The organism is Kitasatospora sp. NPDC092039, assembly GCF_044756065.1.
In the GTDB taxonomy this organism is placed as follows: Bacteria; Actinomycetota; Actinomycetes; order Streptomycetales; family Streptomycetaceae; genus Kitasatospora.
The window spans coordinates 561,488-577,183 of record NZ_JBIVSD010000002.1 but is presented as its reverse complement, the minus strand read 5'-3'; the positions used below and the strand labels follow the sequence as shown (position 1 = coordinate 577,183).

Here is a 15,696-nt window from a genome sequence, read left to right as displayed (position 1 = left end):
TCAATTCAGCTCCCGCGATTTCACCGCCTGAGCCATGACGCGTGCCCCGGGCCGCCCACCGCCGTTGTACGGAAGGTGAATCGCCGCGCCCGCCCGAAACCCCCGGCCGCCCCGCCGAGGAGGAGGTTCCGCATGACGACGTCCCGGACCCACCCGCGCCCCGCCGAGGCCGCGGTGCTACTCACCGCGCTCAGCCTGCTCGTCCTGGAGGAGATCGCCCTCGGCATGGCCGAGGAGGACGACCGCCCCGTCATCGGCGGCATCCTGATCGGCGCCTCCGGCACCGGCCTGCTGGTGGTCGGCGCGGTACTGCTCAGCCGCTGGCTCGACCTCCGCCGCCCCCTCCCGCTGCCCCCGCCGGGCCCCAACGGCCGCGAGTACAGCGCCCGCGCCCTCGAAGGCTTCCCCATGGAGGCCGTCCGCCCACTGCTGCTCGCCGAGAACGCGCCCCAGCTCGGCCACCTCTACTCCGCCTGGATGCTCGCCCGGGCCGGCCGCCCCGCCACCTGGATCGCCCGCCGGCTCCCCGTCCCCCTGGACGCCGCCCAGCTCCTGGTCGACACCGCCCGCTCCGCGGGCCCCAACCAACATTGCTGACCGGCCGCCGCGTTCGCTGCGGTCAGCAGGGGTCGGCGTCGGCCCTCGGGACCCGGGCGAGGGCGTCACGGATCGACTCGGCTACATCAGGGACCTTGAGACCCCACGCACGGAACCAACTGGCAATCTGCGCCATCGAATGCCCCGTCCGGAGCGACATCTTCAGCAGATCAGCAAGGTCGAGGTCCTTGATCCCCAGCAACCCAATCGACCGGGACCTACCCCCGCTGAGGAGATTGACAGCCTGTTCCACTGTGAGTTCGGTCGGCAGATCGTCACTGGACGACAGGATCCCGCGTGTCCTCAGGTGTCGAGCCAGCTCTCCCGGGCCCCGCTTGAGCGTCCGAGCCGCCATAATCAAGCGGGCGAACGGCACGGGGTCGGCCACCCGCAGGTCGCCCCAGTCCATCGCACCGTCGGGCGAGAAGAGCTCACGGTCCAACCGGGTGAGCGCCTCCGGCAGAACGATCGGAATCTCGAAGCCATAAGCGCCGTACCGCTCGATCACCTCACGCAGCGAGAATTTCCTCGATTCCCGCAGCTCGAAAAGCCTCCGGTAGGTCAGCCTGGTAATGTCGGGCCATCGCAGTCGACCCTCGCAGAACAACTCCAGGTCATCCGCACAGGCATCTCCTGGAACACGCGCCAGAGGGAATCCCGCGGCCTCGAGCACCTCCATGGCCCGTTCGACCGCGATTCCCAAGTCTCGTGCCGCCTGCAATAGGTGCCCCGCCGGCACCACGTCCGCCCGCCTCAGCCATGGGCTGGATCCGTTGAGACCCCAGCTCAGCAGCGCCACGGTCGTATCGGACGGGAAGGGCGGCAGGCCTCTCGGGTCCGCCTCGAGTCCGTACCGCGTCATGGCCACACAGATCTGGTCGACCGAGATCCCGAGCACTTGACTGCTCTTGGCCACAAGACCCAGCGCGACCGGGCCTCCAGGTTGCGCCCCGTTCCAGAAGGTCCCCTTCCCGGACCGATTCCAGAGGAACACCGGATCGGTGTCGACGGCGATGGCGAGGTCGACGACTTCCCGAGGGACCATCCGGCCATGCTCCGCCCAAAGGTCCGCCGCAGCCGCTGCCGAGATTCCATTCCGGTCAGCCAGAACCAGCACGTCATTGACGGTCACCGGCGAGTCGCCACCGACTGGCGAGAACGTAAGTTCACCACGAGGGACCGCACCGAGTTCGGAAGCGCGGGCGACAGCGATCTCGGAGCTGACGCCGAGTTCCCGTGCGACGTCCGAGGTCCACCGGTCGTAAAAGTACCCCGGGGCCCATGACCTGGCACCGGGCGTGCCACTCGGCGCCAGTACTGCGATATCTGAAGGAATCGCTGGGCGCACCGGCACAGGGGCCAGCAACCCCTCGCAGAGGTCGGCGAGTTCTGGAACCAATCGATCCAACCCGTGTGCCAGCATCCGCCAGAGCAGGATGTGGTCCGGCGGATTCCCACCAACCGTCCCGCTCACGAATACATCATGACTCTCGAACCACTTGAGGATTTCGCCATCCGCCAGGAGGAAGCCGGTGCGGCGAGTGTCGTAGGTGACGCCGAGGAATTCGAACCGGCGGCCCTGGCGAATGGCTTCGCCGGCCACCAGGTCGGCGAGGTCATAGTTCGCCTCCGTCACCCGGTGGATCCACTCCATACTCAGCACGGCCGAGTCGCGGCTCACGAACTCGCCCACTGCCGCCTCCAGCAGTCCCCTGACCGCCTCCGACACGTCGCTGATGACGCGGCGACGATCAACCGACAGCTTCGTCGGCGACAGCCTTCCAGAGAGGTTCACCACGGCTCCGGACAACCCTCCCGGCGAGACCATGCCCCGCACGACCTCCGGCTCGACCACCAAACCGTCCACCAGTAGGGCTCCGCCGTGCTCGCACCACGTCACCTGCGCACTGTCCGGGGCAGCGACCCAACCGGTAGTCCGGCCCCAGGCGTTGAAGCCGAAGGTCTCGCCTCGGGGAGCCTCCCGGGACTTCAGAACTCCGGCGTCCCATACCGCCTCCCGGTCACCGTGCACTACCGAGGTGGAGAACTCAGCGACGGCCAGGAGGCGTTCGAGGACTTCCACGCACGACCACGAGTCCGCCATCTCGATGTCGTCCCGCAGGTACAGCCGCACGGTCGTACCGGGTTGACGGCCGCAGGCATTCCGTTGGGCGATCCGGAAGAGGTGGCTCGGGCCGTAGATGGAGACCTCCAGCTGCGGGCCGAGGCTGCCGTCGGCGTGCATGCGGCAGGTGGCCACCCGGATCTCGTCGGCGAGCATGAAGTAGCTCAGCACGCCGATGCCGAAGCGGCTGTTGGGGTACAGCTCGACGGGTGGGTCGACCTTGCGCCACTCGGCGCGTTCGAGCTTGAAGTCGAGCTGTTCGGCGAAGCGGGCGCCGGCGTTGGAGAAGACGCCCCTGAGCTCCTCCTCGCCCATGCCGACGCCGTTGTCCTGGCATTCCAGGTAGGCGCGGCCGTCCTCGTCCAGGCCTTGGCGGAACTCGATCCGGCCTTCGTAGGTGAAGGTGGCGATCGGGTTCGTGCGGTCGAGGTACTCCGTGCGGGCGCGGCGGTACCGGCATGCGTCCAGGGCGTTCTGGTAGAGCTCGCGAACCGCCAGGTCCCGGTCGCGGTACAGCTCGACGCCCATCAGCAGGCTGCGTACCCGGCGTTCGTCCATTCGAAAGCTCGCCCAGCCGGTGAAGGCGCCCGCAGCGGGGACGGCCTCGTCCGAGGTGAGGCGGGTCGGCAGGGGATGCGAGGTGAGCACCCGGCGGACGGCGTGGAGGAGTTCGTCGGCCCGGGCGGTGTACTCGCGCAGGCCTTCCACCACTGCCTCGTGATGGCACTCGGCGCGCAGCACCGGCAGGTCGTAGGAGCCGCCCCAGACGGCGAGTTCGAGTGTGCGGCGCAGGTCGGCGAGGCCGACCTCGTCGGGGATGCCGAGGTGTTCGGCCACGATCTCGGGCAGCGCGGTCATTTCGACGGCCGTCCCGTACGCCAGCGCCAGCAGCAGCGCCAACCGTGGTTCCCGGACGTGCTGTTCGCCCGGGGCCCGCAGGTGGTCGTCGGCGCTGAGGTTGGCCAGGTAGTCGCGGTTCCCGACGTCGGGGCCGCGGCGCAGGCCGTGCAGCAGGGCGCAGACCCGCTTGAGGGTGAAGGTCTCGCCGAGTTCGAACAGCACAGGCAGCCGGTCGAGGATCTCCCGCACGCCGTCGGCGTCGGCGAGGTCCTCGTACTGGTCGAGCCAGCGGTGGTAGAGCCACCAGCCCAGCGGGGCGGTGGAGTTCGGTCGGGTCCGGGTGCGGCCCACCAGCAGGTCGTAGGACTCTGTGAACTGCTCGTACGCCGCGCGCTCGGTGTCCGGCTCGGACGAGGGTGCGAGGTCGGCCGGGGCGACGGAAGCCCGCGCCGCCGCCAGGCGTAGCGAACGGACCCGGTAGAGGAACGGGAGCACCGCCAGCAGCGCCGCCTCGGCCGGGTAGAGGTCCAGGCGGTCGTTGCCGAGCAGCCAGTCGACTCGTGAGGCGAAGCGCTCCGCGATGCCCGGGTCCTGCCAGGGGTCGTCCGCCAGGTCGACCGCGTCCCGCAGCACGGCCAGCTCGCCCACGGCCGTCAGCACGACTCGCCGGTAAGGCTCGACGTCCCGGTCCTCCCGGACGTGCTTCCAGACGCGGGACTCCGCGGCGGCCCGCACCCAGTCGTCGGCCCCTTCCGGCACCGCCGGGGGCCGCCTCCCGTCCAGGTAGACGGCCCCGATGCTCCCGGCCTGCACGACCGGCCCGGTCACCGTGCCGTACACCGCGTTCGTCGTGTTGTCGACCATCCCCTGCGCCTCCCCTTGTGCAGGGGACGAGCGTAGGACAATCGCGGTTCGGCAAGGCGCCGGCGCCGTCAGCGCCGCCGGAGCCAGACCGCCCAGGTCAGCGCCGAGCAGGCCGCGTACGCCAGCAGGAACCCCGTGTACGCCGCGTCCCCGTTGCCGCCGGCCAGGAAGGACTGCCGGAACGCCAGGTTCACCAGCACCCCGCCGAAGGCCCCGACCGCTCCCGCGAGCCCGATCAGCGCCGCGGACCGGCGTCGGGAGTCGGCCTCGGCGGCCGCCGGGTCGGCCCCGGCCGCGACCGCCGTCCGGGCCACGGCCTGGTAGTGCGCCGGGATCATCTTGTAGGTCGAGCCGTTGCCGATGCCGCTGAGCACGAACAGGGCGACGAACCCGCCGAGGAACAGCGGCAGCGAGCCCGCCCGGGAGGCGGCGAGCACCACCGCCGTGCCGGCGCCCATGGCGGCGAAGGTGGCCAGGGTCACCCGCGCGCCGCCGTACCGGTCGGCGAGGCGTCCGCCGACCGGCCGCAGCAGCGAGCCGAGCAGCGGCCCGAGGAAGGTGAGCGCGGCGGCCTTGGCCGGGGTGTCGAAGCGCTCGTGGAACTGCACCTGGAGCACCTGTCCGAAGGCGAAGCCGAAGCCGATGAAGGAGCCGAAGGTGCCGATGTAGAGGGTGGAGACGGCCCAGCCGTACGGATCGCGGGCGACCTCGCGCAGCGCCCGCCCCTCCCCCGAGCCGCCCGGACCGCCCGACACCACTGGCAGGTTGTCCATCCGCCACCACGCCCCCGCCGCCGCCAGCAGGATCAGCGGCAGGTAGAGCAGCGGCAGCAGCCGGGGGTGGGCGGCGCCGGCGGTGGCCAGCACCAGCAGCCCGAGCAGCTGCACCGCGGGCACGCCCAGGTTGCCGCCGCCCGCGTTGACGCCGAGCGCCCAGCCCTTGAGCCGGTGCGGGTAGAAGGCGTTGATGTTGGCCATCGAGGAGGCGAAGTTGCCGCCGCCGACACCCGCCACGCAGGCGACGGCCAGCAGCGTCCCGTACGGCACCCCGGGTTCCAGCACCAGGGCGGCGAGCGCGGTGGGCACGAGCAGCAGCAGGGCGCTGATCACCGTCCAGGTGCGGCCGCCGAAGCGGGCGACGGCGAAGGTGTACGGCAGCCGCAGCAGCGCGCCGAGGGCGGTCGGCAGGGCGGTGAGGGTGAACTTGCCCGCGGTGTCGATGTGGTACTCGGGGCCGAGGAACAGCACCAGGACCGACCAGAGGCTCCACACCGAGAAGCCGATGTGTTCGGAGAGCACCGAGAAGACCAGGTTCCGGCGGGCGATCCGGGCGCCGTCGCGCGCCCAGAACTCCTCGTCCTCCGGGTCCCAACCGGCCAGCGGGGCGGGCGATCTGGTGTCGAGGACGGCCGTCATGCCGCGGCCTCCCCGGCGAGGGCCCGGACCGGCCAGCGGCGCAGTACGGCGGGCGTGCCGTCGGGGGCGGTGTCCTCGTCCAGGCAGCGGCCGTCGGTGAGGTCGTAGACCTGCTTGTACATCGGCGAGATGAGCGTCGGCCGGTCGCCGCGGCTGCCGAGCAGGCCGCGGGCGAGGACGGGGGCGCCACTGAACGGGTCGAGGTTGTCGACGGCGTACAGCCCGTCGGAGCCGTCGCGGAAGAGCGCGACCTGTCCGGCTTCGGGGAGCAGCACGGCGACGCCGCGGCCGGGTTGGAGGTCGGTGAGGTCGCAGACGGTCTGCCAGCTGGTGCCGTCGTGGATCTGTACGGTCACGGGGTGAGCACCTCCAGTCGGGCCCCGGCGACCAGCACCGGGGCGTTGAGGGTGTGGCCGGCCTCGCCGGGGCGGGCCGGGCGGATCTGGCCGCGTTCGGGGACGAAGGTCACGGCGGGGTCGGGGGTGCCGGGGGCGTTGACGAAGGAGGCGAAGCGCCGCAGCCGCTCGGGGTCGGCCAGGGTCGCGGCCCATTCGTCCTGGTAGCCGCCGATGTGACGGATCATCAGGTCGTCCAGTTCGGCGGCGATGCCGAGCGAGTCGTCGAGGACGACGGCGCGCAGGTGGTCCAGGCCGCCCTCCAGCCGCTCCAGCCAGACCGAGGTGCGTTCCAGCCGGTCGGCGGTGCGGATGTAGAACATCAGGTAGCGGTCGATGGTGCGGATCAGCGTCTCGCGGTCGAGGTCGGCGGCGAGCAGGTCGGCGTGGCGCGGCGTCATGCCGCCGTTGCCGCCGACGTAGAGGTTCCAGCCGGCCGAGGTGGCGATGATGCCGAAGTCCTTGCTCTGCGCCTCCGCGCACTCGCGGGCGCAGCCGGAGACGGCCGCCTTGAGCTTGTGCGGGGAGCGCAACCCCCGGTAGCGCAGTTCGAGTTCGATGGCCAGGGCGGTGGAGTCCTGGACTCCGTAGCGGCACCAGGTCTCGCCGACGCAGGACTTCACGGTGCGCAGCGACTTGCCGTAGGCGTGCCCGGACTCGAACCCGGCCTCGACCAACCGGTGCCAGATGGCGGGCAGTTGGTCGACGGTGGCGCCGAACATGTCGATCCGCTGGCCACCGGTGATCTTGGTGTACAGGCCGTGGTCGCGGGCGATCTCGCCGATGGCGATCAGGCCCTCGGGGGTGATCTCGCCGCCGGGCACCCGGGGGACGACAGAGTACGAGCCGTTGCGCTGGAGGTTGGCGAGGAAGTGGTCGTTGGAGTCCTGGAGCGCGCCCTGCTCGCCGTCCAGGATGTGGCCGTTGCCGAGGCTGGCCAGGATGGAGGCGACGGTCGGCTTGCAGATCTCGCAGCCCTCGCCGCTGCCGTGCCGGTCGCGCAGTTCGGTGAAGGTGGTCACCCCGGTCACCCGGACGATCTCGTACAACTCGGCCCGGGTGTGGGCGAAGTGCTCGCACAGGCCCTTGAACGCGGAGACCCCGGCGGCCTCCAGCTCCTCGGTGACGACGGTGCCGAGCTGCTTGAGGCAGCTGCCGCAGCCGGTGCCGGCCCGGGTGCACTTCTTGACGGCGGCGACGCTGTCGGCGCCCTGCTCGCGGACGGCGGCGCGCACCGCGCCCTGGGTGACGTTGTGGCAGGAGCAGAGCACCGCGTCGTCTGGCAGCGCGACCGGCCCGGCGGCCCCCGCGAACCCGACGGGCAGGACGAGCTGTTCGGGGGCCACGGTGAGCGGTTTGCCGCCGACGGCGAGCGGGCGCAGGGTGCCGTAGCCCTCGGTGTCGCCGACCAGGACGCCGCCGAGCAGCGCGCCGTCGGTGCCGATGACGAGCTTGCGGTAGACGCCGCTGCGGCTGTCGCTGTAGAGCACGTCGAGGGCGCCCTCGGCGGTGCCGTGCGGGTCGCCGAAGCTGGCGACGTCCACGCCGAGCAGCTTGAGCTTGGTGGACAGGTCGGCGCCGGTGAAGGCCGCGCCGTCCAGGCCGGCCACCGTGCGGGCGGCCGTCTCGGCCATCTGGTAGCCGGGGGCGACCAGGCCGTAGACCCGGCCGTCGACGGCCTGGGCGCACTCGCCGATGGCGAGGACCGCCGGGTCCTCGGTGCGGCACCGCTCGTCGACCACCACGCCGCCGCGCGGGCCGACCGGCAGTCCGCAGTCCCGGGCGAGCTGGTCGCGGGCGCGCACCCCGGCGGAGAAGACCACCAGGTCGGCGGGCAGCTCGCGGCCGTCGGACAGGGCGAGGCCGCGGACCCGGCCGTCCGGGCCGGTGAGCACGCCGCCGGCGCCGGCGCCGGTGTGCACGGTGACGCCCAGGTCCTCGATCTTGCGGCGCAGCGCTGCGCCGCCGCCGTCGTCGACCTGGACGGCCATCAGCCGGGGCGCGAACTCCACCACGTGGGTGGTCAGGCCGCCGGCCCGCAGGGCGCCGGCCGCCTCCAGGCCGAGCAGTCCGCCGCCGACCACCACGCCGGTAGCGGCGGTGGCGGCGTCGGCGCGGATGGCGTCGACGTCCTCGATGGTGCGGTAGACGTGGCAGCCGGGGGCGTCCGTCCCGGGCACCGGCGGTACGAACGGCACCGAGCCGGTGGCCAGCACCAGGACGTCGTAGCGGACTTCGGCACCGGACCGGGTGGTGACGGTCCGCCCGGCCCGGTCGATCGCGGTGGCCGGGTCGCCCAGGCGCAGGTCGATGCCGTGCTCGGCGAGGAAGCCGGACGGGCAGAGCGCGAGGTCCTCGGCGGTGCCGCCGTCGAACAGCGAGCTGAGGTGGACCCGGTCGTAGGCGGGCCTGGGCTCCTCGGCGAGCACGGTGACCCGCCAGCCGCGCGCGGCCGGCTGCTCGGTCCAGGCCTCCAGGAAGCGCTGGCCGACCATGCCGTGGCCGACCAGGACGAGGTCGCGGACAGTCCGGTCGTCAAGGGTCATCGCGCTTCTCCAGTCATTGCGGTTCCTCGGGTGAGCAGGTGCAGGGGGTGGCCGGCCAGCGCGCCGCCGTCGGCGAAGGCGCCGGCCAGGGCGTCCACGGCGGCCAGGTCGCCGAGCAGGATGGCGCCGACCAGCCGGTCGCCGCGCAGGACGAGCTTCTTGTAGCTGCCGCGGGTGGCGTCGGCGAGCCGCAGCACGTCGAGGCCGGGGTCGAGGGTCTCGTCCACGGCGCCGAAGGCGGCGTACTCCAGGTCTCCGGTGCTGAGCCGGGCGCGCGGGCTGGTGCCGGGGTAGCGGGCTCCGGGCTCGGCGCCGGAGAGGCGGCGGGCGAGCACGTCGGCCTGTTCCCAGGCGGGGCCGGCCAGGCCGTGGACGGTGCCGCGGTGCTCGGCGCAGTCGCCGATCGCGGACACCTGCGGGGCGACGGCCAGCCGGTCGTCCACCAGGATGCCGGTGCCGACCGGCAGGCCTGCCGTGTGGGCGAGCGCGGTGCGCGGGCGGGTGCCGCAGGCGAGGACCACCAGGTCGCAGTCCAGCCGGTACCCGTTGGCCAGCTCCACGGCGGCCACCGACTCGCCGCCGTGCACGGCCCGGGCACGGTTGCCGGTGTAGCAGTCGACGCCGAGCGTCCTGAGCCGCTCGCGCAGCACGGCGGCCGCCTCCGGGTCCAGCTGACGATCGATCAGGTACGGTGCCTGGTGGACGATTTCGGCACGCACCCCGAGCGCGGCCAGCGCCCGGGCGGCGCTCACCCCGAGCACCCCGCCGCCGATCACCACCGCCCGCTTGGCGCCCACGGCCTCCTCGGCCAGCCGGGCGCAGTCCTCCAGGGTGCGCAGCGTGTGCACGCCCTCGACCAGGCCGTACCCGTCGGGGCGGCGCAGCCCGCGGACGGGCGGGAGCACCGGGTTGGCGCCGGTGGCCAGCACCAGTTCGTCCCAGGGCTCCTCGGTGCCGTCGGCCAGCCGCAGGGTGCGGGCGGCCGGATCGAGGGCGACCACCTCGCAACCGGGCCGAGCGGACGCCCCGCCGAGCGGCAGGGCGATCGAGTCGGCGTCGTAGCGGCCGGTCAGCACCTCAGCGAGCAGCACCCGGTTGTACGGGGCGCGCGGCTCGGCGCCGTACAGCGTCACCTCGCCGGCGCCGCCGAGGGCGCCGTACCGCTCGGCGAAGCGGGCGGCCGCCATGCCGCCGCCGACCACGGCGATCCTCGGGGTCATGCCGCCGTCTCCTCTCGGGCCTGCTCCGAACCTGCCGCGTCCGCTCCGGGCGGCTGCGAACCGGCCGCGTCCACTCCGACCGTGTCCGACCCAGCCGACTGCGCACCCGCGTCCGCTCCGGCCGGTTCCGCTCCGGCCTGCTGCGACCGGAGCGGCTCCACGCGGACGGCGCAGAGCTTGAACTCCGGCATCCGGGAGACCGGGTCCAGCGCCGGGTTGGTGAGGCTGTTGGCCCGGCCGGCGCCCGCCCAGTGGAAGGGCATGAAGACGGTGTCGGGTCGGATCGCCTCGGTGACCCGGGCCGGGGCGACGGCCCGGCCGCGCCGGCTGGTGACGGCCACCGGCTCGCCGTCGGCGATCCCGAGCCGCGCGGCGAGCCTGGGGTGCAGCTCGACGTACGGTCCGGGCGCGGCCGAGTTCAGCTCGGCGACCCGGCGGGTCTGCGCCCCGCTCTGGTACTGGGCGAGTACCCGGCCGGTGGTCAGGTACAGCGGGTAGGCCGCGTCCGGTTCCTCGCCGGCCGGGCGGTGGGTGACGGCGGCGAACCGGGCCCGGCCGTCCGGGGTGGCGAAGCGGTCCAGGAACAGCCGGGGCGTGCCCGGGTGGTCCGGCGCCGGGCAGGGCCAGAACACCCCGTCCTCGGCGGCGATCCGGGCGTAGTCGATGCCCGCGTAGTCGGCGTCGCCGCCGGCCGAGGCACGGCGCAGCTCGTCGAAGACCCGCTCGGCCTCGACCGGGAAGCCGTCCGCCGGGAAGCCGTCCGGCACCCCGAGCCGGGCGGCCAGCTCGCGCAGCACCCACAGTTCGCTGCGCACGCCCTCGGGCGGGTCGACGGCGCGGCGGCGCAGGATCACCCGGCCCTCCAGGTTGGTGGTGGTGCCGGTCTCCTCGGCCCACTGGGTGACCGGCAGCACGACGTCCGCGAGCCGGGCCGTCTCGGAGAGCACCAGGTCGGCGACCACCAGCAGGTCCAGCGCGCGCAGCCGTTCGGTGACGTGCCCGGCGTTCGGCGCGGACACCGCCGGGTTGGAGCCGGCCAGCAGCAGCGCCCGGACGCCGCCGGGGCGGCCGAGGCCGTCCAGCAGCTCGTACGCCGACTTGCCGGGGCCGGGGAGGCTCCCGGCGGGCACGCCCCAGACGGCGGCGACGTGCTCGCGCGCCGCCGGGTCCTCGATCGAGCGGTAGCCCGGCAGCTGGTCGGCCTTCTGGCCGTGCTCGCGCCCGCCCTGGCCGTTGCCCTGGCCGGTCAGGCAGCCGTAGCCGCTGTACGGACGGCCGGCCTTGCCGGTGGCCAGGCAGAGGTCGATCCAGGCGCCGACGGTGTCGGTGCCCTTGCTCTGCTGCTCCGGGCCGCGCGCGGTGAGCACCATGCCGGTCGCCGCCCGGCCGAACAGGCCCGCCGCCTCCCGCAGTCGGTGGGCGGGCACGCCGGTGATCCGCTCCACCCGGTCGGGCCAGTGGGCCATCGCCGCCTCGCGCGCCCGCTCGAAGCCCGACGTCCGCTCGGCGACGAACGCCTGGTCGACCAGTCCGTCGGCGATCACCAGGTGCAGCAGGCCGAGGGCGAGCGCCAGGTCCCCGCCGGGGCGGGGCTGGAGGTGCAGGTCGGCCAGTTCGGCGGTGCGGGTGCGGCGCGGGTCGACCACGATCAACTTCCCGCCGTTCTCCCGCAGTTCGCGGAGGTAGCGGATGGCGGGCGGCATCGTCTCGGCCGGGTTCCCGCCGACCAGGATCAGGCAGCCGGTGTGCGGGACGTCGGCGAGCGGGAACGGCAGTCCGCGGTCCAGGCCGAAGGCCCGGCGGTGCGCGGCGGCGGCCGAGGACATGCAGAACCGGCCGTTGTAGTCGATGTTGGCGGTGCCCAGCACGACCCGGGCGAACTTGCCCAGCAGGTACGCCTTCTCGTTGGTCAGCCCGCCGCCGCCGAACACGCCGACCGCGTCCGGCCCGTGCTCCGCCCGGACCCGGGCCAGCCCGGCGGCCACCCGGTCCAGCGCCTCCGGCCAGCCGGCCGAACGCAGCGGACCGCCGGGGCGGTCGCGCAGCAGCGGGCCGGTCAGCCGGACGTCCCGGGCGAGCAGCGCCGGCGCCGAGCGGCCCTTGCCGCACAGCGCGCCGCGGTTCACCGGGAAGTCCGGGCGCTCCAGCACTTCGACGGGCAGGTCCGCACCCGGCGCCAGCCGCATCCCGCACTGCAGCGAGCAGTACGGGCAGTGCGTGTCGGTGGCGGCCACGGCGGCACCGGGGCCGGTCGACGCTCCGCTGGGGCCGGTCGACCCGGCGCCGGGGCCGGTCGACGCGGCGCTGGAGCTGGTCGACCCGGCACCGGGGCCGGTCGTCGTGGCGCTGGGGCTGGTCGGCGTCATGCCCAGAAAGGTCGCCGCCCGCTGTTTCGCGAGCGGGTCGCCGGTGTTGCGTGCGCGGTACACCTCGCTCACGCCGTCCCGGCCGCAGGGTGCACGGCCGGACATCTGCCGTAACCTCGGCGGCACTTTCGCTTACCGGCAGGTGACGGCCGGGCAATGCCCCCGTAACACGCGCGGCGGAGGCTGACCGGCATGGCAACCCTCACCCAGCCGGGGCCCCTCACCGGCTACACCGTCGGCGTCACCGCCGCGCGCCGCCGCGAGGAGCTGACCGCGCTGCTCACCCGGCGCGGCGCCCAGGTGGTCGAGGCCCCGGTGCTGCGCATCCTGCCGCTCGCCGACGACCTCGCCCTGCGCGAGGCCACCGACCGCTGCCTGGCCGCCCCGCTCGACTACGTGGTGGCCACCACCGGGGTCGGCTGGCGCGGCTGGATGAGCGCCGCCGAGGGCTGGGGCCGGGGCGCCGCGCTCGCCGAGGCCTGCCGCGGCGCGGTGGTGCTCAGCCGCGGCCCCAAGGCCACCGGGGCGGTCCGGGCGAGCGGGCTGGACGAGGGCTGGTCCCCCGCCACCGAGGCCACCGACGAACTGCTCACCTGGCTGCTCGCCCGCCCGCTGGCCGGGCGGCGGATCGCCGTCCAGGAGCACGGGGTCCGACTGGACGCCTTCGCAGCGGCGCTTCGCGAACGCGGCGCCGAGGTGATCTCCGTCCCGGTGTACCGCTGGGCACCGCCGGAGGACCCGGGGGCGGTGCGCCGCCTGCTCGACCAGACCGTACGGCGCCAGGTGCACGCGCTCACCTTCACCAGCGCCCCCGCGATCACCGCGCTGCTCGCCGCGGCGGAGGACGAGGGCCTGCGCGAGGCGCTGCTCGACGCCCTGCGCGCGGACGTCCTGCCGGTCTGCGTCGGCACGCTCTGCGCCCGGCCGCTCACCGAGCTCGGCCTGCCCGCCGTCCACCCCGAACGCGGCCGGCTCGGCGCCCTGGTCCGGCTGCTCGCGGACACCCTGCCGGGCCGCTCCCGACGCGAAGTCCTCCTGCCCGGGCGGCTGTTGACCCTCCAGGGGAACGCCGTCCTGGTCGACGGCGAGAGCCACCGGCTCAGCCCGCGCGGCGCCGCCGTCCTGCGGGCACTCGCCGAGCGGCCCGGCCGGGTGCTCAGCCGGGCCGAACTCCTGCGCGCCGCCTGGCCGGACGCGAGCGCCGACGAACACGCGGTGGAGGCGGCGGTCGGCCGGCTGCGGGCCGCCCTGGGGCCGCACGCGGGGCTGATCCGGACGGTCCCCAAGCGCGGCTACCGGCTGGCGGCGGGCTGATGCTGCTCGCCGTCGCGCACGGCAGCCGGGACCAGGCGGCCGGCACCTCGATCCGCCTGCTGCTGCGGACGGTTCGCTCACTGCGGCCCGAACTGCCCGTCCGCTGCTGCTTCCTGGACCTCGCCCGCCCCTCGCTCGCCGAAGCCCTCTCCCAGGTCGCCGGCTTCCGGCCGATCCTGGTCCCCCTCCTGCTCTCCAACGGCTACCACCAGCGGGTCGACCTCCCCGCCGCGCTCGCCGCCGCCGGTCTCCCGCTGCCCCACCTCGCCCCCGTGCTCGGGCCGCACCCGCTGCTCGCCGAGGCCCTCGCCGACCGCCTCACCGAGGCCGGTGCCCCGCCGCACGCCCCCGTGGTGCTGGCCGGCGCCGGCTCCTCCGACCCCGCAGCCCTCGCCGACACCGCCCGGATGGCCGGCCTGCTGGCCGCCCGGCTCGGGCGCCCGGTCACCCCGTCGCACCTGTCGGCCGCCACCCCCACCCCGCACCAGGCGGTAGCGGACCTCCGCGCGGCCGGGCACCCTCGCATCGCCCTCGCCAGCTACCTCCTCTCCCCCGGCTTCTTCGCCCGCCGCGCCGCGACGACCAAGGCCACCTGGACCAGCGCCCCGCTCGGCGCCCACCCGGCCCTCGCCCGCCTGGTGCTCCACCGCTACGACCAGGCCCGGGCGGCCACCGAGGCGCTCGCGGCCGCCTGATCGCACCCGGCTCCGGCGAGATCGGCTGCGGCCGATCTCTCCTGGCCGTTCCGAGCCCCGTGGCGTGCGTGAGAAGTCGGCCCGGCCGACTTCTCACGCACACGGCCGCGGTCCCACCCACCGCCCTGGCACGCCGTCAGGTCGCCGACGCCCGCGACCCGCTGCCCGCCGCCCTGGCCCTGCTGGGCGACCATGCCTGACCGAACCCTCGGGCCTCGCGCCACCCCGTACGGCACCCACCCCCGAACCCGCTCTCACCCCGTAGCCGCACACGAACGGCGGCCCGTGCCCCAGGACACCCGGGGCACGGGCCGTCACATCGTCAGGTGGTCGAACTCGCCCGCCTCGACGCCACGCAGGAGGGCGTCGAATCCGACGGTTGGCGCGGTTCGCCGTGGAAGACCTGCTGGACGTGCCACTCCCGGTGCCGGTCCGCGACCGGCGGGCGGCCGGGTCGGGGGCCGATCACGGCGCGGCCGTTCAGGGCGAGCACGTGGCGGCGGCTGGCCTCGCTGCGGCCGACGAAGCGGTCGGAGACCAGGATGCGGTGGCCCTCGCCCAGGCCCAGCACGCCCTTGTCGAAGAGCTTGTGGTGCAGCGAGCACAGGCACAGGCCGTTGTCGACCTCGTCCGGCCCCTCGTGCGACCACCAGCGCACGTGCGCGGCCTCCAGGCCGACCGTGCTCGCCCCGAGGGCGCCGTCGTAGCCGCAGAAGGCGCACTGGAACTCGTAGGCGGTGAGTATCAGTTCACGCATCCGCCGGTCGCGCTGCCGCCGGACCGCGGTGTCGGCCCCGCCCGCGAGGACGGTCTCGGCCCGCTCCAGGTCGAGGCCGACCGCCTCGCAGAGCTCGGCGTGCAGGGAGGACGGGAAGTTGACGTCCAGCAGCACCCTGGCCATCCGTCCCAGCAGGGCGGGGTCCTCCGCCAGGGACTCGCGCAGCGCGGGTGCGAGCCGACCGGTGGCGCCGCTCGACCGGAGGACCCCGATCCCGCTGCCGGGGCTGCCCGGGCCCCGGTCGGTGCGGACCTCCCACACCCCGTCGCCGACCAGGTGGTGGAACGGGTAGGCCGGAGTCGTCGGACGCGGCGGCCCGTACTCGGCGAGCAGCTGCTTCAGCTCCTCCTCGACCGCGCTGTACCGCAGTTCACCCTCCGCGTCCCGCTGGTAGCCGCCGAGGGCGTACAGCAGCAGCAACGGTTTGTGCGGCGCACGCTCGCCGCGCTTCGTCCAGCGCCTCAGCCGCGCCACCCGGTCGAGCCAGTCCATGCCCGCCAGCGTAGTACTGCAGCCGTAGCGGGGCCGCAGCCGCCAAGTC

General features: G+C 74.2%; 10 protein-coding genes. 3 read left to right on the top strand and 7 right to left on the bottom strand.

The features are described 5' to 3' along the window. Positions 1-132 precede the first annotated feature (132 nt). On the top strand, positions 133-597 hold the full coding sequence (locus ACIQI7_RS05615) for a hypothetical protein (RefSeq protein ID WP_401105438.1): 465 nt from the start codon (positions 133-135) through the stop codon (positions 595-597). 22 nt (positions 598-619) lie between these two features. Here the strand turns inward: ACIQI7_RS05615 and ACIQI7_RS05610 are convergent, their stop codons facing one another. From ACIQI7_RS05610 to ACIQI7_RS05585, 6 genes are all read right to left on the bottom strand, one after another. Continuing rightward, positions 620-4,426 carry an ATP-binding protein gene (locus ACIQI7_RS05610; RefSeq protein ID WP_401105436.1) on the bottom strand — a complete coding sequence of 1,269 codons (3,807 nt, stop codon included), beginning with the start codon at positions 4,424-4,426 and terminating at the stop codon, positions 620-622. Positions 4,427-4,494: 68 nt separating this feature from the next. Continuing rightward, entirely contained in the window at positions 4,495-5,841 is a 1,347-nt protein-coding gene (locus tag ACIQI7_RS05605) for a nitrate/nitrite transporter (protein ID WP_401105434.1), read from the bottom strand. After that, the gene (gene nirD / locus ACIQI7_RS05600) at positions 5,838-6,197 is read right to left on the bottom strand and encodes a nitrite reductase small subunit NirD (protein WP_387751557.1); all 360 of its coding nucleotides are present in this window, start codon (positions 6,195-6,197) and stop codon (positions 5,838-5,840) included. Before nirD ends, ACIQI7_RS05605 begins: the two co-directional genes overlap by 4 nt. Then, positions 6,194-8,782: a nitrite reductase large subunit NirB gene (nirB, locus tag ACIQI7_RS05595; RefSeq protein WP_401105432.1), complete on the bottom strand. Its 2,589-nt coding sequence runs from the start codon at positions 8,780-8,782 to the stop codon at positions 6,194-6,196. The genes nirD and nirB overlap by 4 nt, the downstream gene beginning before the upstream one ends. Next, the gene (locus tag ACIQI7_RS05590) at positions 8,779-10,002 is read right to left on the bottom strand and encodes an NAD(P)/FAD-dependent oxidoreductase (protein WP_401105430.1); all 1,224 of its coding nucleotides are present in this window, start codon (positions 10,000-10,002) and stop codon (positions 8,779-8,781) included. The genes nirB and ACIQI7_RS05590 overlap by 4 nt, the downstream gene beginning before the upstream one ends. Continuing rightward, entirely contained in the window at positions 9,999-12,188 is a 2,190-nt protein-coding gene (locus tag ACIQI7_RS05585; protein ID WP_401105686.1) for a molybdopterin oxidoreductase family protein, read from the bottom strand. The genes ACIQI7_RS05590 and ACIQI7_RS05585 overlap by 4 nt, the downstream gene beginning before the upstream one ends. 372 nt (positions 12,189-12,560) lie before the next feature. Between ACIQI7_RS05585 and ACIQI7_RS05580 the strand changes: the two genes are divergently transcribed. Both ACIQI7_RS05580 and ACIQI7_RS05575 read left to right on the top strand, forming a co-directional pair. Continuing rightward, entirely contained in the window at positions 12,561-13,682 is a 1,122-nt protein-coding gene (locus tag ACIQI7_RS05580; RefSeq protein WP_401105428.1) for a uroporphyrinogen-III synthase, read from the top strand. After that, complete coding sequence (locus ACIQI7_RS05575; protein ID WP_401105426.1) at positions 13,682-14,377, top strand: sirohydrochlorin chelatase; 696 nt, start codon at positions 13,682-13,684, stop codon at positions 14,375-14,377. The genes ACIQI7_RS05580 and ACIQI7_RS05575 overlap by 1 nt, the downstream gene beginning before the upstream one ends. Positions 14,378-14,699: 322 nt before the next feature. On the opposite strand, the gene ACIQI7_RS05570 is transcribed toward ACIQI7_RS05575, so the two are convergent. After that, on the bottom strand, positions 14,700-15,647 hold the full coding sequence (locus ACIQI7_RS05570) for a phosphorothioated DNA-binding restriction endonuclease (RefSeq protein WP_401105424.1): 948 nt from the start codon (positions 15,645-15,647) through the stop codon (positions 14,700-14,702). Between the last annotated feature and the right edge of the window lie 49 nt (positions 15,648-15,696).